The sequence below is a fragment of the Dryocola mayonis genome (assembly GCF_051307045.1).
GTDB lineage: Bacteria > Pseudomonadota > Gammaproteobacteria > Enterobacterales > Enterobacteriaceae > Dryocola.
The window spans coordinates 939,618-962,340 of the sequence record NZ_CP150452.1; the positions used below are offsets into that span (position 1 = coordinate 939,618).

Annotated in this window: 6 protein-coding genes and 5 pseudogenes; 8 read left to right on the plus strand and 3 right to left on the minus strand. The window is 58.5% G+C overall.

What is annotated here, in order from left to right:
- Nucleotides 1-110 precede the first annotated feature (110 nt).
- The gene (locus tag WLO32_RS04580) at nt 111-788 is read left to right on the plus strand and encodes an AroM family protein (RefSeq protein ID WP_435947345.1); all 678 of its coding nucleotides are present in this window, start codon (nt 111-113) and stop codon (nt 786-788) included.
- 81 nt (nt 789-869) lie between these two features.
- On the plus strand, nt 870-1,163 hold the full coding sequence (gene ppnP, locus WLO32_RS04585; RefSeq protein ID WP_121265280.1) for a pyrimidine/purine nucleoside phosphorylase: 294 nt from the start codon (nt 870-872) through the stop codon (nt 1,161-1,163).
- Nucleotides 1,164-1,254: 91 nt separating this feature from the next.
- Here ppnP and rdgC read toward each other — a convergent pair.
- A pseudogene (gene rdgC / locus WLO32_RS04590) lies at nt 1,255-2,167 on the minus strand (recombination-associated protein RdgC).
- A gap of 126 nt (nt 2,168-2,293) precedes the next feature.
- On the opposite strand from rdgC, the gene mak reads away from it, so the two are divergent.
- Entirely contained in the window at nt 2,294-3,205 is a 912-nt protein-coding gene (gene mak, locus WLO32_RS04595; protein ID WP_435947346.1) for a fructokinase, read from the plus strand.
- Between the two features lie 40 nt (nt 3,206-3,245).
- Here the strand turns inward: mak and sbcC are convergent.
- Nucleotides 3,246-6,402, minus strand: a pseudogene (gene sbcC / locus WLO32_RS04600) (exonuclease subunit SbcC).
- Between the two features lie 2 nt (nt 6,403-6,404).
- A pseudogene (gene sbcD, locus WLO32_RS04605) lies at nt 6,405-7,617 on the minus strand (exonuclease subunit SbcD).
- Nucleotides 7,618-7,799: 182 nt separating this feature from the next.
- Here sbcD and phoB point away from each other — a divergent pair.
- The 5 genes and pseudogenes from phoB to WLO32_RS04630 all read left to right on the plus strand — a co-directional run.
- Complete coding sequence (gene phoB / locus WLO32_RS04610) at nt 7,800-8,489, plus strand: phosphate response regulator transcription factor PhoB (RefSeq protein WP_121265288.1); 690 nt, start codon at nt 7,800-7,802, stop codon at nt 8,487-8,489.
- Between the two features lie 22 nt (nt 8,490-8,511).
- Nucleotides 8,512-9,817: pseudogene (gene phoR, locus WLO32_RS04615) on the plus strand (phosphate regulon sensor histidine kinase PhoR).
- Between the two features lie 451 nt (nt 9,818-10,268).
- Nucleotides 10,269-11,591 carry a branched-chain amino acid transporter carrier protein BrnQ gene (gene brnQ, locus WLO32_RS04620; protein ID WP_435947347.1) on the plus strand — a complete coding sequence of 441 codons (1,323 nt, stop codon included), beginning with the start codon at nt 10,269-10,271 and terminating at the stop codon, nt 11,589-11,591.
- Between the two features lie 70 nt (nt 11,592-11,661).
- A complete protein-coding gene (gene proY, locus WLO32_RS04625; RefSeq protein ID WP_435947348.1) occupies nt 11,662-13,035 on the plus strand; it encodes a proline-specific permease ProY in 1,374 nt (457 codons plus the stop codon).
- A gap of 352 nt (nt 13,036-13,387) precedes the next feature.
- Nucleotides 13,388-22,325 (plus strand): annotated as a pseudogene (locus tag WLO32_RS04630) (hemagglutinin repeat-containing protein); the annotation flags it as partial.
- Nucleotides 22,326-22,723: the final 398 nt, after the last annotated feature.

The window sequence follows — 22,723 nt, forward strand, 5'->3', positions numbered from 1 at the left end:
ATGCTGCTACGCTTTGTGAGCGCTTATCAAGCGACCCTGCGGCCAGCATCTACGAGTGGGAAAACCATCAGCGCGTAAAGGGCTGATACGGGACAGAGGCGGAAAGAAAGATGAAACCAACATTAGCCATTCTCACCATCGGTGTCGTTCCCGTCAGTGAAATTCTGCCGTTGTTAACCGAGCATATTTCTGTAGACCAAATCAAGCACGTTACGCTGCTGGGCGACATGTCCCGGGAAGAGGTCATAGCGGAATTCGGCGTTGAGCAGGGTGAAGAAGAAATCATTAGTCTGCTTGCCGACAGAACCCTTGTGCACGTTGCCAAAAGAAAAGTCGAGCAGGCGCTGCAAAGCGTGATCGGGCTGCTGGATAAGCAGGATTACGATGTCATCCTGCTGATGAGCACGGAGCGCTTCACCGGCCTTGCCGCCCATAACGGCATACTGCTGGAGCCGGAGCGCATTATTCCCCCGCTGGTCGCCTCCATTGTCGACGGACATCAGGTGGGCATTATCCTGCCGATCCCAGAGCTTCTGAAGGCGCAGCATAGAAAGTGGCAGCAGCTGGAGCATCCGCCTTTTTACGAGCTGGCTAACCCGGTACACGGAACGGAAGACGATTTGCTTAACGCCGGGAAAAAATTACTCGCCGAGGGCGCGGATGTGCTGGTGCTGGATTGCCTTGGCTATCACCAAAAGCACCGCGATATGCTGCAAAAGGCGCTTGATGTGCCGGTATTATTATCGAACGTGCTGGTTGCGCGTTTGGCCTCCGAGCTGCTTGCCTGACGGCGGGCAACAATTTGCGTGACAGGTTCAAGCTTTGCCCCCTATATTGTTTTTTCTGAATATTTTTAAAAGGACCAGTCCATGCTTCAAAGTAATGAGTACTTCTCCGGCAAAGTGAAATCCATTGGCTTTACCAGCAGCAGCACGGGCCGGGCAAGCGTCGGGGTAATGGCGGAAGGGGAATATACTTTCGGCACCGCGCAACCTGAAGAGATGACTGTGGTAAGCGGGGCGCTGCACGTGCTGCTGCCGGGGGAAACCGAGTGGAAAACCTACGGCGCGGGCGAAGTTTTCAACGTGCCGGGCCACAGCGAATTCCATCTGCAGGTGGCGGAACCAACGTCCTATCTTTGCCGTTATCTGGCTGATAAATAATCCTGTACCGGTGGCGAGCGCGTGTGCTCATCCACCTTACGACAGCTCTTCGCAGGGCGGGCAAGCGTAAGCGCCACCCGCCGCTTTATTGTTAACGCTGCGCCTCTCCGCCCAAGGCTTCCACCAGATTCTTAATCAACGCCGCCAGTTCGCCGGTCATTAAAATGAAATCCGCATCAAAGCGCTGGCCGAAATCTTCGCGGTCGATATCGTCGTTCTGTTCGCGCAGCGCGTCGGCAAACTTCAGGCGCTTAATCGAGCCATCGTCCGCCACCAGCAGCTGAATACGCTCCTGCCAGTCGAGCGCCAGTTTGGTGACCACTTTCCCGGCTTCAATGTGGGTGGCGATCTCGTCGCACACCAGATCCTGCTGCTTGCAGCGGATCACGCCGCCGCCTTCCAGAATGGCTTTCAGCTCGGCTTCATCCATCAGGGCAAAGCCCGCCGGCACGTCGCCGGAACGAACCCACTCGGTCAGCGTCAGCTCGATAGGCGTTTCCAGCGCCAGCGGCACCACCGGCAGCGATCCCAGGCTTTTACGCAGCAGCGCCAGGGTATCTTCGGCTTTTTTGGCGCTCGCGCAGTCCACCATGATTAAACCGTTAACGGTATCAATCCACATCATGGTCTGGCTGAAACGGCTGAAGGCGCGCGGCAGTAAAGAGTGCAGCACTTCGTCTTTGAGAGAATCTTTCTCGGTTTTCTTCAGCTTGCGGCCCTGATCGGCCTCCAGCTTGCTAATCTTCGCTTCCAGGGCCTGCTTGATAACCGGCGAGGGGAGGATTTTTTCCTCTTTACGGGCGCAAATCACAATCTGCCCGTTACTGGCATGGGTTAATGCATCACTGTGCGAGCCCATCGGTGGCACCCAGCCGGTTTTTGCCATATCCTGGCTTCCGCAAGGGCTGAACGTGAAGGCGGGCCAGCTGTTTTTCCATTTCATCCGCTGAAAGCGTGATGTCGCGGCTTAAACGGTAAACCATTAAATTTTTGAACCACAGCATGATTTTTTCCCGGTCAGGTCAGTGAAACGCAGCGGGCATGATAGCGAATCAGCCGCTGCGTTTCATTGCCTAAACGGCGCCTTACTTCTATTGTGTTGATAATGCTAATCAAATGAGGACATTTCCGTGCGTATAGGCATTGATTTAGGCGGCACCAAAACCGAGGTGATTGCGCTTGCGGACGATGGCAAACAGTTATTTCGCCACCGCCTGCCCACCCCCAAAAATGATTATCAGCAAACCATCGGCACCATCGTTGAGCTGGTGCGGCTTGCCGAAGAGGCGACGGGCGAGCGCGGCACCGTGGGGCTTGGCATTCCAGGCTCCATTTCGCCCTACACCCGGGTGGTGAAAAATGCTAACTCCACCTGGCTCAACGGCCAGCCGTTCGACAAGGATCTGTCGGCTGCGCTGCAGCGTGAAGTCAGGCTGGCGAACGACGCGAACTGCCTTGCCGTGTCCGAAGCGACCGACGGCGCGGCGGCTGGAGCGGGCATTGTCTTTGCGGTGATTATCGGCACGGGCTGCGGCGCGGGCATCGCCATCAACGGCCGCAGCCTGATTGGCGGCAACGGCACGGCGGGAGAGTGGGGCCATAATCCGCTGCCGTGGATGGACGAAGACGAACTGCGCCATCGCCAGGAGGTGCCGTGCTACTGCGGGAAGCAGGGCTGTATTGAAACCTTCGTTTCCGGCACCGGTTTCGCCGGCGACTACCAGCGCCTGAGCGGCGCTAAGCTTAAAGGCAACGAGATTATCCACCTTGCTGAACAGCAGGATCCGCTGGCGGAGCTGGCTGTCAGCCGTTACGAAACGCGTCTGGCAAAATCTCTCGCCCACATCGTCAATATTCTCGACCCTGACGTTATCGTGCTTGGCGGAGGGATGAGCAACGTCGAGCGGCTGTATAAAACGGTGCCGCAGCTGGTTAAACCCTGGGTGTTCGGCGGCGAGTTTGAGACGCCGATCCGCAAGGCGGTGCATGGGGACTCCAGCGGCGTGCGCGGCGCGGCGTGGCTCTGGCCGCTGGAGAAGTGACAGGCGGTGGGTGGCGCGTGCGCCATCCGACGTCGTCAAATCAGCCTACGGAAAACTCCTTCGCCAGCCGGCTAACCCCCAGCCCGTTGATCTTTTTAACTTTAATTTGCACCGGAATGCGCTCTTTCATCGCTTCCACATGGCTAATCACGCCGATGGTTTTCCCGCTCGCATTCAGCGTATCCAGCGCGTCCAGCGCCGTATCCAGCGTTTCGGCATCCAGCGTGCCGAAGCCTTCATCGAGGAACAGCGAATCGATGCGGGTCTTATGGCTCACCAGATCGGACAGCGCCAGCGCCAGCGCCAGGCTCACCAGGAAACTTTCTCCGCCGGAAAGGGTGCGCGTATCGCGAACCGCGTCCGCCTGCCAGGTATCCACCACCTGCAGCTCCAGCGCCTCGCTGTCCTTACGCTGCAGCAGATAGCGGCCGTGCAGCCGGTTGAGCTGGTTATTGGCAAGCCACACCAGGTTGTCGAGCGTCAGCCCCTGGGCGAACTTGCGGAATTTATCCCCTTCTTTAGAACCGATCAGCGCGTTGAGATAGCCCCAGTCTTCCACCTGCTGCTGATAGTCGGCGATGGCCCGCATCAGCTCCTGCTGGCGCAGACGATTTTCCGCGTCCTGGCGAAGCTGCTGCTGGATCTGGCCCTGCCGGGTCGTGTTTTCACGCAGCTGTTGATGAAGCTGGGCAAGCTGCTGCTGCAGATAATCCAGGGTCGCATCCGCGGCCAGCGTTTGCGGACGGGCCGATTTGTGTTGCGCAAGCGCCTGCTCCGCCTGCTGGCAAAGAATGATTTGCTGCTGATGCTGCTGCTCAAGCCGTTGTTTTTTCGCTTCCAGCTGCTGGCGCTCATGCTCGTCGAGCAGGGCCGCCTGGAACGCGGCGGCCTCAGGGAAGGGGCTGGCCGCCAGCGCGCTCAGGAACTGCTCCTTTGCCCGGGCCGCGCGGGTTTCTTCCTGCTGCCGCTGCTGCTGCAACGTTTTCCATTCGCTTGCAAGAGAAATGCAGTCGCTGTGCAGGCGATGCCAGTTTTGCAGCGCAAGAGCCTGCTCATTTTCAGGCAGCGGCGGTGGCGCGGTGCCGTCGTCAACGAAAGCGGTTAACACGCCGTCCAGCGTGGTGAGCTGCTGCTGTAAATGCGGCAGCCGTTCATGCTGTTGCTGCCACCGCTGCGATTCCTGCAGGCGCTGCTCAAGCCAGCTGTTTTCTTCCCCGTGAGGCGGATGCTGCAGGCCCGCTTTTTCGAGCGCGGCATTCAGCTCATCGCGCCCGGAGGCCATCTCCGCTTCCAGCCTGGCGTACTGCAGCTGCGCCTTAGCCAGCAGCTCCTCCTGCACGATTCTCTGGCTGAGCTGGTTTAGCTGCCGTTCGCGCCGCTCTGCGTCTTCGAGCCAGGCGTTGAGATCGTCTTCCGCAGTCAATTCCAGCTGCAGTTCGGCGCACAGCTGCTGCCAGCGGGCGCGCAGCGCGGCCTCTTCTTCATTAAGCGCCTTAACCGCGGCGGTAAGCTTCGCCTGCTGCTGGCGCTGCGCTTCCAGCAAGGCCCCTGGCCGCCGAACCTTGTTCCGCCAGCGTCGCGACCTCCCGTTGCAGCGCGCTCAGGCGCTGCTGGTTTTCATCGGGCCGTAAAGCCTGGTACTCCGCAACCGCCGGATGCTGAGTGGAGCCGCACAGCGGGCAGGGTTGGTCGGGCTGCAGATGCGCGCGCTCGGCCTCCAGCCTGACGATGCGCTGCTCCATTTCGCACACTTTCTCCAGGTCGTCCGCATGCTGACGCTTGTCTTTATATTGCTGACGCTTTAGCGCCAGCTCCGCATCGCCTTTCGCTAACTGCTCTTCGAGCGTCGCGATCTCCTGCTGCTGCTGTTTTTTATGTTTGAGCAGTGAAACAAGCTGCGGCTGCAGGGTGGCAAGCTGCTGGCGACGGGGGCGAGCGGCGACTAACGCCTGTAGCTGAGCGCTCGCTTCGTCAGCGCTTAGCTTCAGTTCAGCCGCGGGCAAAGCCTGGAGTTTTTGCTGCCCGGCGAGAATATCGCGCTGCAGGGCCTGCAGCTGGGCGGTATCGCGCTGTTGCTGATTAAAGGCCATGCGCCAGCCGGCAAGCTCGGCGCCCCACAGCCGGAAGCGATCGTGCGTTGTCAGCCACTCCTGCAAACGCGCGGTTTCTGCGGCAAGTTCCGCTGTCCTGGCCGCCGCGAACAGCCGCGTTTGCTGGCGGCGCTGCGTCGCCTGTTGTAAGCGAGCGTTTACTTTATCTGCCTGAGCCAGCGTGCTTTGCAAAGCGGCCTGCTGCTCCTGCAGGCGCTGCCAGTGCGGACGCAGCTTCTCGGCGGGCTGGGCCAGCGTCAGTTTTTCCAGCTGCGGGGCGGCGTCCTGCAGGGCCTGGCCCGCGGCGGCAAGGGAAAGTCTGGCCTGGCTATGCCTGCTATCGAGCTGTTCAAGCTGGCTTAACCACTGCTGGTTTAGCTGCAGCTTCTGCTGTTCGGCGAGCAGGTTTTTTTCATCAAGAGTGAGCGCCTGCAAACTTGCGGCCAACTGCTGCTGTTGCTCTTCGTCCAGCAGCGCCACGCCCGCCGCCTGAAGCTGCAGCTGCTCAAGCTGGCCGCGTACGTTTTTGTGATTTTCAAACACCGCGGCGGAGACCAGGCCGTAAATCTCCGTGCCGGTCAGCTCTTCAAGCAGCGAGGCGCGGTCGTTGGCGTCGGCATTTAAAAAGGCGGCGAACTGTCCTTGCGAAAGCATCATTGAGCGGGTGAAGCGGTCGTAATCCAGCCCGGTTAATTTTGCGGTGTACTCAAGCTTGTCTTTAACTTTATCGGCGACGATTTTGCCGGTTGCCACTTCCGCAAGCTCGACGCGCGGGGCCTGAAGATTGCCGTTTACCGCATTGCGCGCGCGGTTCTGGCTCCAGAATGCGCGGTACGCCACGCCTTTGACCTCAAATTCAACTTCCGCCAGGCACTCGGCGGTATCGCGCGTCATTAAATCGTTCTGCGACTGCGAAACCGTATTGAGGCGCGGCGTCTTATGGTAAAGGGCAAGGCAAATGGCGTCTAAAAGCGTGGTTTTCCCCGCGCCCGTTGGGCCGGTGATGGCGAAAAGCCCGTTGCTGGCAAAGGGCTCCAGGGTGAAATCTATCTTCCATTCGCCTTTTAAGGAGTTGAGGTTTTTCAGGCGCAGGCTGAGGATTTTCATGCTTATTCCTCCGTATCCTGCAGGCCGGCGACGGTGCGGGCGAACAGGGTGCGCAGGCGCTGGCCGCGCTCTTCGGTTGTCTCTTCCTGCGCCAGGCGACGCTCAAACACTTCTTCCACGGTCAGCTCGCTCAGGGTTTCTTTATGGCTTTGGGCGAGGACGCGATCGCGCTGTTCCCGGCTGCGGCGCAGCAGCACCACCTCGACCGGCAGGCTTTCCGTCAGCTGCTGAATATGGCGCTGTATATCGTGCAGATATTCATCGGTGGCGATTTCGATATCCAGCCAGACTTTTGGCTCGCAAGACGCATCCCGCCACTGCTCAAGCTGCCGTTCGATTTCGCTCAGCGAGCCTTTTATGACCGCCAGCGGCTGGCTGACGGGCACGGGAAGAGCGGTCACCTCATGCAGCGTGCCTTCGGCAAATTCCACCAGGTATACGCTTTTGGCTTTGCCGGTTTCATCAAAGCTCAGGGAAATGGGCGAGCCGCTGTAGCGGATATGTTCCGTGCCGCCAATCAGCTGCGCACGGTGAATATGCCCGAGGGCGATGTAGTCGGCCGGCGGGAAATTTTGCGCCGGGAAGGCGTCCAGCGTGCCGATGTAGATATCGCGTACGGCGTCCGTTTTGGTCACGCCTACGGTGGTTAAATGGCCGGTGGCGATAATCGGCAGCTTTTGTTCGCCGCGAACGGCCAGCGCGGCGGCGTGGCACTGCTGGTAGTGTTCGGTGATGGCTTCCATTAATGAACGCTGTTTTTCATGGCCGCTAAGCCCCGCCCGGCTGCTTTGAATATCGCGCGGGCGTAAAAATGGAATCGGGCAGAGGATCGCGCCGGGGGTGCCGTCTTTTTTATTCAGCACCAGCGTTTGTTCGCTCGCATCGTGGCGAGCGCTGGCGATAACCGAGGTATTCAGGCAGGCCAGCAGCTCGCGGGACTCGTTGAGCGTGGCGACGGAGTCGTGGTTCCCGGCGAGAACGATTAGCCGGCAGCCGGTGGCTTGCAGCTGCACCACAAAACGGTTGTAAAGCTCGCGGGCGTAGCTCGGCGGCGAGCCGGTATCAAAGATATCGCCCGCAACGATTATCGCATCCACGCTATGCTCGACCGCGGCCCTGCAGCAGCCAGTCGAGAAAAGCCTGATGTTCCGGCCCGCGGCTTTTGGTGTAAAAGTTCTGACCGAGGTGCCAGTCCGATGTGTGGATAATGCGCATAATCCGTCCTGTGGCAAAAAAGCGTGTGGAGATTATAAGGGCAGTCGTCACGAAGGGCACTTCCGCGCGTCATAATTCAAGGCAATACGTCATCTGGCCGTTATTTTTTTCATAAATCTGTCATAAATCTGACGCATACTGTCGCACAAATCAGCAATGGCATTGTTTAAACAGGGCAAAACATGGCGAAGCGTATTTTAGTCGTAGAAGATGAAGCTCCAATCCGTGAGATGGTGAGCTTCGTGCTCGAACAAAACGGTTTTCAGCCAGTAGAAGCGGAAGATTATGACGCCGCCGTGAATCTTCTTATCGAACCTTTCCCCGATCTGATCCTGCTCGACTGGATGCTCCCCGGCGGCTCCGGCATTCAGTTTATTAAGCACCTCAAACGCGAGGCGCTGACCAGAGAAATTCCCGTTATGATGCTGACCGCGCGCGGCGAAGAGGAAGACCGCGTGCGCGGCCTGGAAGTGGGCGCGGATGATTATATCACCAAGCCGTTTTCGCCTAAGGAGCTGGTGGCGCGCATCAAGGCCGTCATGCGCCGTATTTCGCCAATGGCGGTGGAAGAGGTTATTGAAATGCAGGGGCTAAGCCTCGACCCGTCGTCGCACCGCGTGATGACCGGTGAAAATCCTCTTGATATGGGCCCGACGGAGTTTAAGCTTTTACACTTCTTTATGACGCATCCGGAACGGGTTTACAGCCGCGAACAGCTGCTCAATCACGTTTGGGGCACCAACGTGTACGTTGAGGATCGCACGGTGGATGTGCATATCCGACGTTTGCGCAAGGCGCTGGAACTAAGCGGCCATGACCGCATGGTGCAAACGGTACGCGGCACGGGCTATCGCTTCTCGACCCGTTTTTAGTTTCCTTACAGGAGTGTGACGCGTGCTCGAACGCTTGTCATGGAAAAGGCTGGTACTGGAGCTGATGCTCTGCTGTTTACCGGCGGTCATCCTCGGGCTGATTTTTGGCCACCTTCCCTGGTTTTTACTGGCGGCGGTTACCGCTTTGCTGGCCTGGCATTTCTGGAATTTACTGCGCCTTTCCTGGTGGCTGTGGGTCGACCGCAGCATGACGCCGCCGCCGGGGCGGGGCAGCTGGGAACCTTTGCTCTACGGCCTGCATCAGATGCAGCTGCGCAACAAGAAACGGCGTAAGGAGCTGGGAAATCTGATTAAGCGCTTTCGCAGCGGGGCCGAATCGCTGCCGGACGCGGTGGTGCTGACCACGGAAGAAGGAACGATTTTCTGGTGCAACGGCCTGGCGCAGCAGCTGCTCGGGCCTGCGCTGGCCGGACGATAACGGCCAGAATATCCTTAACTTATTGCGCTATCCGGAATTTACCCGCTACTTAACCGATAAAGAATTTACCCGTCCGCTGACCCTGGTGCTGAACAACGGGCGCCACCTGGAGTTTCGCGTGATGTCCTACAGCGAAGAGCAGTGGCTGCTGGTGGCGCGCGACGTGACGCAGATGCACCAGTTGGAAGGCGCAAGGCGCAACTTTTTTGCCAACGTCAGCCATGAGCTGCGCACGCCGCTAACGGTGCTGCAGGGCTACCTGGAGATGATGCAGGACCAGAGCCTGGAAGGGCCGCTGCGGGATAAAGCGCTGGGAACCATGCGCGAGCAGACGTCGCGTATGGAGGGGCTGGTGAAGCAGCTGCTGACGCTATCGCGCATTGAGGCGGCGCCGGCGATGGCGCTGAACGAAAAGATCGACGTGCCGCTGATGCTGCGCGTGGTGGAGCGCGAGGCGCAGACGCTAAGCCAGCAAAAGCAGACGCTGCGGTTTGAGGTCGACCCGGAGCTGAAGGTCTTCGGCAACGAGGAGCAGCTGCGCAGCGCAATTTCGAACCTCGTTTACAACGCCGTGAATCATACACCTGAAGGCACGCATATTACCGTCAGCTGGCAAAAGGCGCCGCAGGGGGCGAAATTCAGCGTGGCGGATAACGGGCCGGGCATCTCGGCGGAGCATATTCCGCGGCTGACGGAGCGTTTCTACCGCGTGGATAAAGCGCGCTCCAGGCAAACGGGCGGCAGCGGGCTGGGGCTTGCAATCGTCAAGCACGCCCTGAGCCACCACGAGGCGCGGCTGGAGATCGAAAGCCGGCCGGGCAAGGGCACCACTTTTTCTTTTGTGCTGCCCGAGCGGCTGATCGTCAGCGAAAAGGCAACGGCTCTGTAACGCAACGGGCGGGTAGCGCTGTGCTTACCCGTCCGGCTTTTGAGTATTTTTTAATCAAATCTGTCAATTTCTCTTTCCAGTCGCCGGTAATTGTGCGTTTTTTGCCCGCCTGTTAACCAAATTTCGTCAGCTGTTGCTAAAATGACCGCATGATGCACCATAATAATTTCCGATAATTGAATTTATCCACTGCATTTGTGGTTAATTTAAGGATATCAATCTGGTTTCCCGATCCCTTCTTGTCTTCAAACGCTATAAGCGTTTTAATTGCGCCCCTGGTGTTACCAGACCGACTGAATTTGCGTGGTAATTCGACCAACTATTCTTCGCCGCCGATCGGGATCAGTATTTTCCGCTGTCGATAACTGGATACGCCACTTTTTTGCCATGCTGTACGGCAGAGAAATTTGAAAAAACTCAACACCACACATCCACAGGCTGCAATTATTTTATGACCCATCATTTAAAATCTCGCGACATCATCGCTTTGGGCTTCATGACCTTTGCGTTATTTGTCGGCGCGGGCAATATCATTTTCCCTCCGATGGTTGGCTTACAGGCCGGCGAACACGTCTGGATGGCCTCGCTTGGCTTCCTGGTGACCGCCGTGGGTCTGCCGGTTCTGACCATTGTCGCCATTGCCCGCGTGGGCGGCGGTATTGACAGCCTGAGCTCGCCGATTGGCCGTCGCGCAGGCGTGCTGCTGGCCACCATTTGCTATCTGGCCGTCGGCCCGCTGTTCGCCACGCCGCGCACCGCGACCGTTTCTTTTGAGGTGGGCATCGCGCCCCTGACGGGAACGGGCGAACTGCCGCTGTTTATCTACAGCCTTATCTATTTCGCCATGGTTATCGGCATCTCCCTGTATCCGGGCAAGCTGCTTGATACCGTCGGGCACGTGCTGGCGCCGGTGAAAATCGTCGCGCTTCTGGTGCTGGCCGCCGGCGCCGTGCTGTGGCCTGCGGGCGGCATCAGCACCGCCACCGAAGCCTATCAGAATGCCGCGTTTTCCAACGGCTTCGTGAACGGTTACCTGACGATGGATACCCTGGCTTCGCTGGTGTTCGGCATAGTTATCGTCAACGCGGCCCGCTCGCGCGGCGTCACCGAGTCCCGCCTGCTGACGCGCTACACCATCTGGGCCGGCCTGATTGCCGGCGTTGGCCTGACGCTTATCTATCTGGCGCTGTTCCGCCTGGGTTCCGACAGCGCCACGCTCGTTGCCGATCAGAACGCCAACGGCGCCGCGATCCTGCATGCCTACGTGGCCCATACCTTCGGCGGCGCGGGCAGCTTCTTCCTGGCCGCGCTGATTTTCCTCGCCTGCATGGTGACGGCGGTCGGCCTGACCTGCGCCTGCGCCGAGTTCTTCAGCCAGTATCTGCCGCTGTCCTATCGCGCGCTGGTGTTTATCCTTGGCCTGTTCTCGATGGTGGTGTCGAACCTCGGCCTGAGCCACCTGATTCAGGTTTCTATTCCCGTCCTGACGGCCATTTATCCGCCGTGTATCGCGCTGGTGGTGCTGAGCTTCACCCGTCCGTGGTGGCACAACTCAACGCGCGTGATAGCGCCGGCGATGCTCATCAGCACAATGTTTGGTATCATTGACGGGATCAAGGCCTCGGCCGTTAGCGATATGCTGCCGGCGTGGACGGCGCGTCTGCCGCTGGCCGATCAGGGCCTGGCGTGGGTATTGCCGACCCTGGCGATGGTGATAATCGCCGTGGTCTGGGACCGCGCAGCAGGGCGACGAGTGGTCTCAAACGCCCACTAAAAATTTGTGTGTTGTTTAACCACGGGGCTGCGCTCCGTGGTTTTTTATTTGTTGAGAGTGATTTGGTACGATGGAAAACAAGAATAAGCTCAAGCGCGGCTTGAGCACTCGGCACATTCGCTTTATGGCGCTGGGTTCGGCGATTGGTACGGGGCTGTTTTACGGCTCGGCGGACGCCATCAAAATGGCGGGGCCAAGCGTATTATTGGCCTACATTATCGGCGGCGTGGCGGCATATATCATCATGCGCGCGCTGGGCGAGATGTCGGTGCATAACCCTGCAGCGAGTTCGTTTTCCCGCTATGCGCAGGATAACCTGGGGCCGCTTGCGGGCTATATCACCGGCTGGACGTACTGTTTCGAGATTCTGATTGTTGCCATCGCCGACGTGACCGCATTCGGCATTTATATGGGCGTCTGGTTCCCGGCGGTGCCGCACTGGATCTGGGTGCTTAGCGTGGTGCTGATTATCTGCGCCATCAACCTGATGAGCGTGAAGGTATTTGGCGAGCTGGAGTTCTGGTTCTCGTTCTTTAAAGTCGCCACCATTATCATCATGATCGTGGCCGGCATCGGCATCATCTTTTGGGGCATCGGCAACGGCGGCCAGGCGACGGGCATACACAACCTGTGGAGCAACGGCGGCTTCTTCAGCAACGGCTGGGTGGGCATGGTGATGTCGCTGCAGATGGTGATGTTCGCCTACGGCGGCATAGAAATTATCGGTATCACCGCCGGCGAAGCGAAAGACCCGCAGAAATCTATTCCGCGCGCGATTAACTCCGTCCCGCTGCGTATTCTGGTGTTCTACGTGGGCACGCTGTTTGTCATCATGTCCATCTACCCGTGGAACCAGGTGGGCACTTCCGGCAGCCCGTTCGTGCTGACCTTCCAGCATATGGGCATTACCGTTGCGGCGGGCATTCTGAACTTTGTGGTGCTCACCGCTTCGCTGTCCGCCATTAACAGCGACGTGTTCGGCGTAGGCCGTATGCTGCACGGTATGGCGGAGCAGGGCAGCGCGCCTAAGGTGTTCGCAAAAACCTCGCGCAACGGCATTCCATTCGTAACCGTGCTGGTGATGAGCGTCGCTATGCTGCTGGCCGTCTACCTGAACTATATGATCCCGGAAAACGTCTTCCTGGTGATTGCGTCGCTGGCGACGTTCGCCACCGTCTGGGTGTGGATCATGATTTTGCTGTCGCAGGTCGCCTTCCGCCGCAGGCTTTCGAAGGAAGAAGCCAAAGCGCTAAAATTCCCGGTTCCCGGCGGCGTGGCGACCACTATCCTTGGCCTGGTGTTCCTCGTGTTTATCATCGCGCTTATCGGATGGCACCCGGATACCCGCATTTCGCTCTATGTGGGCTGCGGCTGGATAGCCCTGCTGCTGGTGGGCTGGATGTTTAAACGCCGCCATATGCAGGTCGCCTCGCAACATAATTGATATGCAAACCCCGCCAGCGGCGGGGTTTTTTGTTTTAATCTCTTCAACTTCCTCAGCAAGATCGCAAGCCTTAATTCACTGAATTGCTGTTAAGCCATTGGAATTATCTTAAATAATCCCCTGCTTATTGTTGCCTGCCATTAACTGTGATTAATTTCCTGTTCATTTCGGAATATGACTAGCTCCTCGTTACCTTCACGATCGAGTCGGTGAAATCTCCGACTGGCTGGCGCCGGACCACGTCAGCGTTTACTGCCGCATTGCGTTTGTGATTTAAGGAACCTGGATTATGGATAATCAACAGCCCCCGATCCGCCTGCATCACCGTCTTTTGAGCTGGGCCATCAGCGCCATGCTGGCAACCCAGCCCTTACTGCCTGCCGTAGCCGCAACCCTTACGCCGTCCGCGCCGGGCACGCAAATCGACAAGGCGGGAAACGGCGTGCCGGTGGTGAATATCGCCACGCCGAACGGGGCGGGGATTTCCCATAATCAGTTCAAAGATTACAACGTCGGCAAAGAGGGCATTATCCTCAATAACGCCACCGGGCAGCTTAACCAGACGCAGCTCGGCGGCTTAATCCAGAACAACCCGAACCTGAAAGCGGGCCGGGAAGCGCGGGGCATCATTAACGAAGTTAACGGCGGCAACCGCTCGCAGCTGCAGGGGTTCACCGAAGTGGCGGGCAAAGCGGCGAACGTGATGGTCGCCAACCCGTACGGCATCACCTGCAACGGCTGCGGCTTTATCAATACGCCGAACGTCACCCTGACCACCGGCAAACCGGTCTTTGATGCGGCCGGTAACCTGCTGGCGGTGGACGTGAAAAAGGGCGCCATCACCATTGAAGGCCAGGGCCTGGACGCCAGCCAGACGGACGCGCTGTCGATTATCGCCCGCGCCACGGAAGTGAATGCGGAGATCCACGCCAGAGACTTAAAGGTGATCGCCGGGGCGAACCGGGTTGATGCCAGCGGTAACGCCACGGCAATAGCCGGGGAAGGCGCAGCACCGGTCGTTGCGGTCGATACCGGCGCGCTCGGCGGCATGTACGCCAACCGTATTCGCCTGGTATCCAGCGACAAAGGCGTAGGCGTTAACCTGGGCAACCTGAATGCGCGGCAGGGCGACATCACCCTTGATGCCAGCGGCAGGCTTGCGGTGAAAAACAGCCTTGCCAGCGGGGCGCTGTCCGCCAAAGGTGAAAGCCTCGCTCTGACGGGCGATCACAAAGCTGGCGGCAATATGACGCTGAGCAGCAAGGGCGACATTGCCCTGAGCAACGGCTCGCTGAATAGCGATGGCGACCTGGTACTGAACGCCAGCGGCACGATTTCGTACGCCAATGAAAAGCTGACCGCCGGACGCGATGCGACGCTTACCGCGAAAAACATCAGCCAGGATGCCTCCAGCCAGATTAACGCTGCCCGCAATATCGCGGCTAAAGCCAGCGATACGCTGAACACGCAGGGGCAGATGACCGCCGGGCAAAAGCTGGCGGTAAGCAGCAACACCCTGACGCAGGGCGGCAAGCTGCTGGCGCATAACAGTGCTCAGCTGAATTCCAGCACGTTGAATAACAGCGGCTCCGTTCAGGGGGCTTCCCTGAGCGTGGGCAGCTCCATGCTCAGCAACTCGGGTTCCCTACTGAGCGGCGGCAGCCTGACCGTCAATACGAAAGATTTTACCCAAAGCGGCAGCACCGGCGCGAAGGGCAAAGCGGACATCACCGCCAGCGGGAAGCTGATCAATACAGGCTCGCTGGTGAGCGACGATGCTTTGGCGCTGAAGGCGCAGGATGTAGCGCAGAACGGCGTGCTGTCCGGCGGTAAAGGGCTGACGGTCAATGCGCAGACCCTGGCCTCCGGCAAAAATTCGGTGACGCACAGTGACGCCGCCATGACGCTGAATACCGCCACGGCGACGCTGGATGGCGAAACCAGCGCGGGTGGCGATCTCCAGCTGCAGGGCGACAGGCTTTCCACAGCGGCGAGCGTACAGCTTCAGAGCGGCAATAATCTCAGCCTCAGCGTGCGGGAAGCCATTCTGTCGGGAACGCATGCGGCACAAAAATCCATGACGGTTAACGCTCGCGAAAAGCTCACCCACAGCGGCAAAAGCAGCGCGGCATCGCTTAGCCTCAGTGCGCCAGAGCTGACCAACAGCGGCGTGCTCGTGGCTTCCACCCTGAATACTCAGTTGCAAACCCTCACCAACAGCGGCCTGATGCAGGGCGAAAGCGCATTGCTGATTGGCGCACAAAAGCTGGACAACCAGCAGAATGGCACCCTCTACAGCGCCGCAAATCTGACGCTGGCTATTCCGGACATCCGCAATAGCGGGCTTATCACCAGCGACAACGGTTTAACGCTAAGCTCTGGCTCCCTCAGCAATCCTGGCAAAATCATCGCTGACACGCTGAACGTTAAAGCAACCACGCTGAATGGCGACGGCCTGTTGCAGGGAACCGGGGCGCTGACGCTTGCCGGGGATACGCTCTCGCAGGGGAGCAACGGGCGCTGGCTGACGGCGGGCGACCTCTCTCTCAGCGGTAAAACGCTGAATACTGCCGGGACCACGCAGGGGCAGAACCTCACCGCTCAGGCAGATAGCTGGACCAACAACGGCTCCGTGCTGGCAACCGGCAATCTCAACGCTACGCTGGGCTCCGCTTTGCTCAACAATGGCGATCTGATGAGCCAGGGCAATGTCGGGCTGAACGCGCCCCTTCTGACCAACCACGGCAGCATCCTCTCGTCAGGTGAAATGTCGCTCGCCGGAATGACCTTCACCAGCGACGGCAAGCTTCAGGGCAATACGCTTTCACTGCGCCAGAACAGCATCGACAACAGAGGAGCGGTTATTGGCCTGAACGGCGTGACCCTGAACAGCACCGGCGCGCTGAGCAACAGCGGAGACCTGCTGAGCCAGAAATCACTGACGCTGAGCGCGGGAGACGTGACCAACAGCGGTCGGCTTCAGGGGCAGAACATCACCTTAGACGGCAGTAGCCTGAACAACAGCGGTGCGATTCAGAGCGCGCTCGATTTAGCCCTGACCCTGAGCGGCGACGTTATCGCCGCCACCGGCAGCAAAATCACCGCCCTGGGCGACGCCCGCCTGACTGGTAAGGCATTGAGTAATCAGGGTCTGATCAGTGCGAAAACGCTGGAGGTGAAAGGCGATTCACTCAGCAACGGCGGCGAAATCAGTGGCGTTAACGGCCTGAATGTCGCGCTCAGCGGTAACCTGCAACAGCAGGGCAAAATGCTGACCGGCGGGCTGCTTAACGTCAACGCTAAAGACGTCAGCAACAGCGGGCAGCTTCAGGGGGCGAATACTCAACTCAGTGCCAGCTCACTCACCAACAGCGGACGCGTGCAGGGCGACAGCGGCCTGAAGCTCACCCTGCTGAATGCCCTGACCAACCAGGCCAGCGGCGTGCTGCTCAGCCAGAACGCATTAAGCCTCACCGCGCCCGTGCTGACCAACGACGGCACTATTCAGGGCAACGGTACAACCACGCTCAGCGCGGCAACGCAGGCCCGCAACGGCGGCAAAATTCTCTCTGGCGGCAATCTGAGTTTCATCACGCCAGACTACAGCGGTAGCGGCTGGCTACAGGCCACGAACCTGGTGCTGAACGTGGCGAAGCTTGCCAGCAACGGCACCGTGATGGCGGCAAACCAGGTGACGCTTACTGGTAACAGCCTGACCAACGGCGGTACCTTCCAGGCCGCACAGTTGAACGTCAACACGCAGACTGTGACCAATAGCGGCACGCTGCTGGGCAATCAGGGTTTGACGCTCAAGGGGAACAGCCTCAACAACGCGGGCGGGAAGGTGTTCAGCGGTGGAGATATGCTTGCCGAAATGATCTCGCTTAGCGGCGCAGGCCCAGCTGGTGGCGCTCCGCAACCTGACGCTGAAGCTCACCAAGGGCTTTACCACCCAGGGCGTTATCGCCGCGAACAGGCAGCTGGCCATCAGCAGCCAGGGCGATATCACCAACGGAGCCACATTGCAGGGCAACGGCATCACGCTGAACGCGGCGGGCAAGCTGACCAACAACGGGCAACTGACCGCAGGCAGCGGCACCACGGCGTTGAGCGGCAGCCAGATTGCGATGAACGCCAGCGGCAGCCTGCAGGCAGGCGGGGACGTCAGCCTGACCAGCCGGGGCAATATTAACCTGGATGGTTTTACCGGCACGGCGGGCAGCCTGGCGTTAACGGCGGCCGGGGCGATTATCAACACCGCCCTGCTGTATGCGGACAACAACCTCTCGCTGTTTGCCAACAGCATCCAGAACCTGCGCGGCGATATGCTGGCGGGCAATAACCTGGTGATGCAGAAAGATGCCAGCGGCACGGCGAACGCCGAGGTGATTAATACCTCCGGGAATATCGAAACCACCAATGGCGATATCACCATTAAGACCGGGAGGCTCGAAAATTCATATCAAAAAATTGAATTTATCAGCTCAAAAAATGATTATCGTGACCAGATACCTGACCTGGATGGCAACTCGATAAAAGTCTGGGCAAACGAAGAGTGGCACCCAGAATATGAGGTGTTGGTGGGTGGTGGGAATGCGGGGCCTGCTCCAAAACTTTATGTCTACATTGATGATACAACTCGCACAAAACGTTATCTGCTTGAGAGTAACACTGAGCAGGCCGTTGCTACGGGCAATGTGTCCCGAATCATGTCTGCTGGCAAGATAAACATTGAGGCTGATTATCTTTTTAACAATGCATCTTTCATATTAGCGAACGGTGATATTAATCTCCGTGGGAAAGTTTTCGAAAATAAGTCATATCAAAATAAATTTTATGAAGTCTGGCAGACATATGAATTTGACTCGGCTGGATTTAATTCAAACTGGGTACCGAAACCAGAGGATATATGGTTCCTGTATACTCTTTCAGATAACGAAGTTAATGAGGTTCAGGGCGAGACTTACAGAGCTGTCATTCAGGCTGGTGGCAACGTTATCGCCAATTTTGCCAGCGATATCAGTAACACCAATACTACCGCCAACGCGGGCAAAATCAGCAACACCATCACAAAGCCGAACCTCAACACGCCTTCAGCGCAAAGCATCGGCGGCGGCGCAAGCCAGCAGGCACTTGCAGACGCCGGAACCCAAGCCATTACAGGTCCGGACTGGAAAGACACAACCGCCAGCCAGGCAATCGGCGGCGGCACGGGGCTGGCTCCAGGCGGCATGGATGGCAACTATCCCCTGCCATCCGGCAACAACGGCTATTTTGTGCCGTCCACCGATCCGGACAGCCCGTATCTGATCACCGTTAACCCAAAACTCGATGGCCTCGGCCAGCTCGATCCGTCGCTGTTTGGCGATCTGTATAAGCTGCTCGGCATGAACCCGGGTGCAGCCCCACGCGAGACGGGCAGCCAGTACACCAACGTCAGTCAGTTCCTTGGCTCGTCGTATATGCTGGACCGCCTCAGCCTGAACCCGGACAAGGACTACCGCTTCCTCGGCGATGCGGCGTTTGACACCCGCTATGTGAATAATGTCATCCTCAACCAGACCGGGACGCGCTACATCAACGGTATCGGTTCCGATCTTGAGCAGATGCAGTACCTGATGGATAACGCGGCCGGCGCGCAGCAGGCGCTGGGCCTGCAGTTTGGCGTGTCGCTCACCGCCGGACAGATTGCGGCGCTTGACCACAGCATCCTGTGGTGGGAAGCCGCAACCATCAACGGCCAGACGGTGATGATCCCGAAAGTTTACCTCTCGCCGAAAGACGTGACGGTGAACAACGGCAGCGTGATCGCCGGTAATAACGTCAGCCTCAGCGGCGGCAATATTACCAACAGCGGCAGCACCCTGACCGCGAACAATAGCCTGAGCCTCGACAGCCGGAACAGCATCAGCAACCTGAACGGCGGCCTGATGAACGCGGGCGGTAACCTGCAGCTGAGCGCGCTGGGTGATATCAATAATATCGGCTCGACCATCGCCGGCAAAACCGTCGCGCTTGAGAGCCTGGACGGCAGCATCAGTAACATCACGCTGGCGGAGAGGTGGAGCCTCGACGGCGGAGGCAAATATGGCCACGCCGGCATGTCCGGCACCACGCTGGGCAACACCGCCTCAATTACCGCGCTTGACTCGCTGAGCCTGAGCGCGGGCCGGGACATCAGTATCACCGGCGCAAATGTTGCGGCCGGTGGCAACCTGCTGATGGACGCCTGGGGCGATATTGCGGTCACGGCGAACCAGGTGACCGGCAGCTACAGCCAGTCGGGCTTCCGGGGCCTGGAGGCAACCAGCAAAGGATCTGTGACCCAAAGCGGCAGCACCATTACCGCAGGCGGCAGCCTGGGCATGCAGGCGGGCAACGACCTGACGCTTTCAGCCAGCGCGGTGAATGCGGGCGGCAACGCGACCCTGGTGGCGGGCAACGACCTGAACCTTAACGCCGCGCAGACCGGCGAAAGCGCCAGCCGGGGCAAAAGCGAAACCCACGGCACGGATATTGCCCGCACCACCGTCAGCAGCGGCGGTGACCTGACATTAGCCGCAGGCCGGGACATCACCAGCCAGGCGGCGGGTCTTGCCGCAGAAAATGATGTCGCGATGCAGGCCGGGCGCGACGTGAATCTGCTGGCGCAGGAAACCACGGCAGGGAGCAGCTACAAATCCAGTAAGAAAAAGGAAAACACGGAATCCGTCCGCCAGCAGGGAACAGAGATTCTCAGCGGGGGGGATACCACCATTATTGCCGGTCGGGATGTCACTGCGGAGGCTTCTGAAGTTGTGGCCGGAGGCGATATTGGACTGAACGCCGGGCGTGACGTGACGCTCACCACCGCAACTGAAAGTGACTATCACTATAAAGAAGAGAAGAAAAAAAGCGGCGGTTTCTTCAGTAAAAAGACCACCCACACCATTAACGAAGACAGCAACACAAGCGAGAAAGGCACGCTGCTTTCCGGGAACAGCGTCACCGTCAGTGCAGGTAACGATCTGAAGGTTAAGGGGTCGGATGTGGTGGCTGACCGTGACGTGGCGCTTGTCGCGGGTAACGATGTCTCGATTACCGCAGCCACCGATACGGACACTTCCTGGCGCTTTAAAGAAACGAAGAAGTCCGGTCTGATGGGTACCGGCGGGATTGGTATCACCGTCGGCAGCAGCAGGAGCACTCATGACAGGCGCGAAGCTGGCACGACGCAGAGCCAGAGCGCCTCGACCGTGGGTTCAACAACCGGCAGCGTCAGCATCACCGCAGACAATCAGGCACGCATCAGCGGTTCAGATGTGGTTGCCAGCCGGGACATCAGTATCACCGGCGACAGCGTGATTATCGATCCAGGTCATGACAAACGTTCGGTTAAAGAGAAGTTTGAGCAGAAATCTACCGGGATAACGCTGGCTCTGTCGGGGGCGGTGGGCGAGGCCATTAATTCAGCGGTTTCCTCCGCACGGGAGGCGAAAGAAAGCAGTGACAGCCGCCTCGGCGCACTGAAAGGGACCCAGGCTATTCTGTCCGGCGTGCAGGCTGGAGCAAATCACGGGCTACAGCAGCAGAGCGCGGACCCGAATAACGGCATAGGAGTCAGCATCTCGCTGAATCATCAACAGTCGAAATCCGAATCGAAATACCAGCACGATATGGCGTCAGGGTCGGGCATCAGCGCCGGTAACAATGTGTCCATTACTGCCACCGGCAAAAATCAGGGCAACGGCAACAGCGGCGATATCCTGATTGCGGGCAGCCAGGTGAAGGCGGGCAACGATCTGACGCTGGATGCGCAGAACGATGTTCTTTTAAGCGCCGCAGCCAATACGCAGCAGACCACCGGTAAAAACAGCAGTAAGGGCGGTGGTGCGGGCGTCAGCTTTGGCGGGGGCACAAACGGTGGTGGCCTGAGTATTTTTGCCAGCATAAATGGCTCCAAAGGGAGTGAAAAGGGGAACGGCACCACCTGGACTGAGACCACCCTTGATGCAGGCCGTAACGTCGCCATTACCAGCGGGCGTGACACCACCCTGAGCGGGGCTCAGGTCAACGGAGAGAAAGTGACGGCAGATGTGGGTAACAACCTCACCCTCTCCAGCCTGCAGGACAGTGACCGTTACGACAGCAAACAGAGCAGCGTGGCGGCTGGCGGCAGCTTCACATTTGGTGGCGGAGGCGGCAGCGCGTACGTCAGTGCGAGCAAGGACAAAATCAAAAGTAATTACGATTCCGTGCAGGAGCAGAGCGGGATTTACGCTGGTAAAGGCGGGTTTGATGTCACCGTGGGGAACCATACCCAGCTGGATGGCGCGGTGATTGCCTCCACGGCAACGGCAGACAAAAACAGGCTCGATACCGGAACGCTCGGCTGGACGGATATCCACAACGAAGCGGACTATAAAACCAGCCATACCGGCATCAGCGTCTCCGGTGCATCGGGCATGTCAGCCAGCCAGATGGCTGCAGGGAATGCGATGGCGAATGCGGCGAATGCTTTCACTGGTATGTCCGGCAGTCAGGGCCATGCGGAAGGCACCACGTCGTCGGCCATCAGCGGTGGCAGCATTGTTATCCGGGACAAGGAAAATCAGCGGCAGGACGTGGCTGAGCTGAGCCGGGATGTGGAACATGCCAACGGCAGCATTGCGCCCATCTTTGACAAGGAAAAAGAGCAGCAGCGCCTGAAGGAGGCGCAGGTCCTCAGCCAGATTAACGGGCAGATGAGCAACATTGTCATCACGCTGGGTGAGACCGCAGGCATGAAGGCGGCCAGGGAGAAACACGATAACCTGAGCGATGCGGAGCTGCGCAACACTCAGGAATACCGAGATACCGTGAAGGGGTACGGCACGGGCAGCACGCCGCAGATGGTGGTGCAGGCCATCACGGGCATACTGGGCGGGCTGAATGCGGACAACTTCGGCCAGGCGCTGGCGGGCGGTCTCAGTCCGGCGATGGCGCAGGCCATCAGGCATGCCACCGGGGATAACCGGGAAGCGAACCTGATGGCGCATGCGGTGTGGGGCGCACTGGCGGCCCAGCTGGGCGGGAACAGTGCCGCAGCGGGAGCGGCAGGGGCGTTCAGCGGTGAGGCGGCAGCGCAGTACATCATCAGTAACTACTACGGTGGTAAAACTGATAACCTGAGCGAGCAGGAACGCCAGCAAATCAGCACGCTGGCAACGATAGCAGCGGGGATAGCCGGAGGCCTGAGCGGTAACAGCACGGAGGCGGCAGGTGCCGGTGCCGTGGCCGGGAAGAATGCGGTTGAGAATAATGCGCTGAGTAGCCTTGGAGACATATTTGGTAGCCAAGGTGCGAAGTATTTTGAAGGAGCAGGAACATTAGAAGAGCAGCTTGCAACTGATGGCTCACTGACTGCTCAGGAAAAACAGGCTATCAGGGATCATTACCGCAAAGGTGATCTACCAGAAGATGTCATTAAAGCCATTCTGGAAAAAAATCCTGGGTCAGATACCGTAATGGCATTGCTTCAGGCCGAAACTACTGGGGATTATGCGTTAGCTGTATTATCGTCATTACCGGCGGAGCGAGCTTTGGCCTTATTAGGTAAATTAGGAAAGCTTGTTATAAAAGAAACAGCGAGTCCCGTTAAAAATGCATTAACAGAGATATCTCAAAAACAACTGGATAAGAAATTCAAACATGCTATTGATTTTGGTAT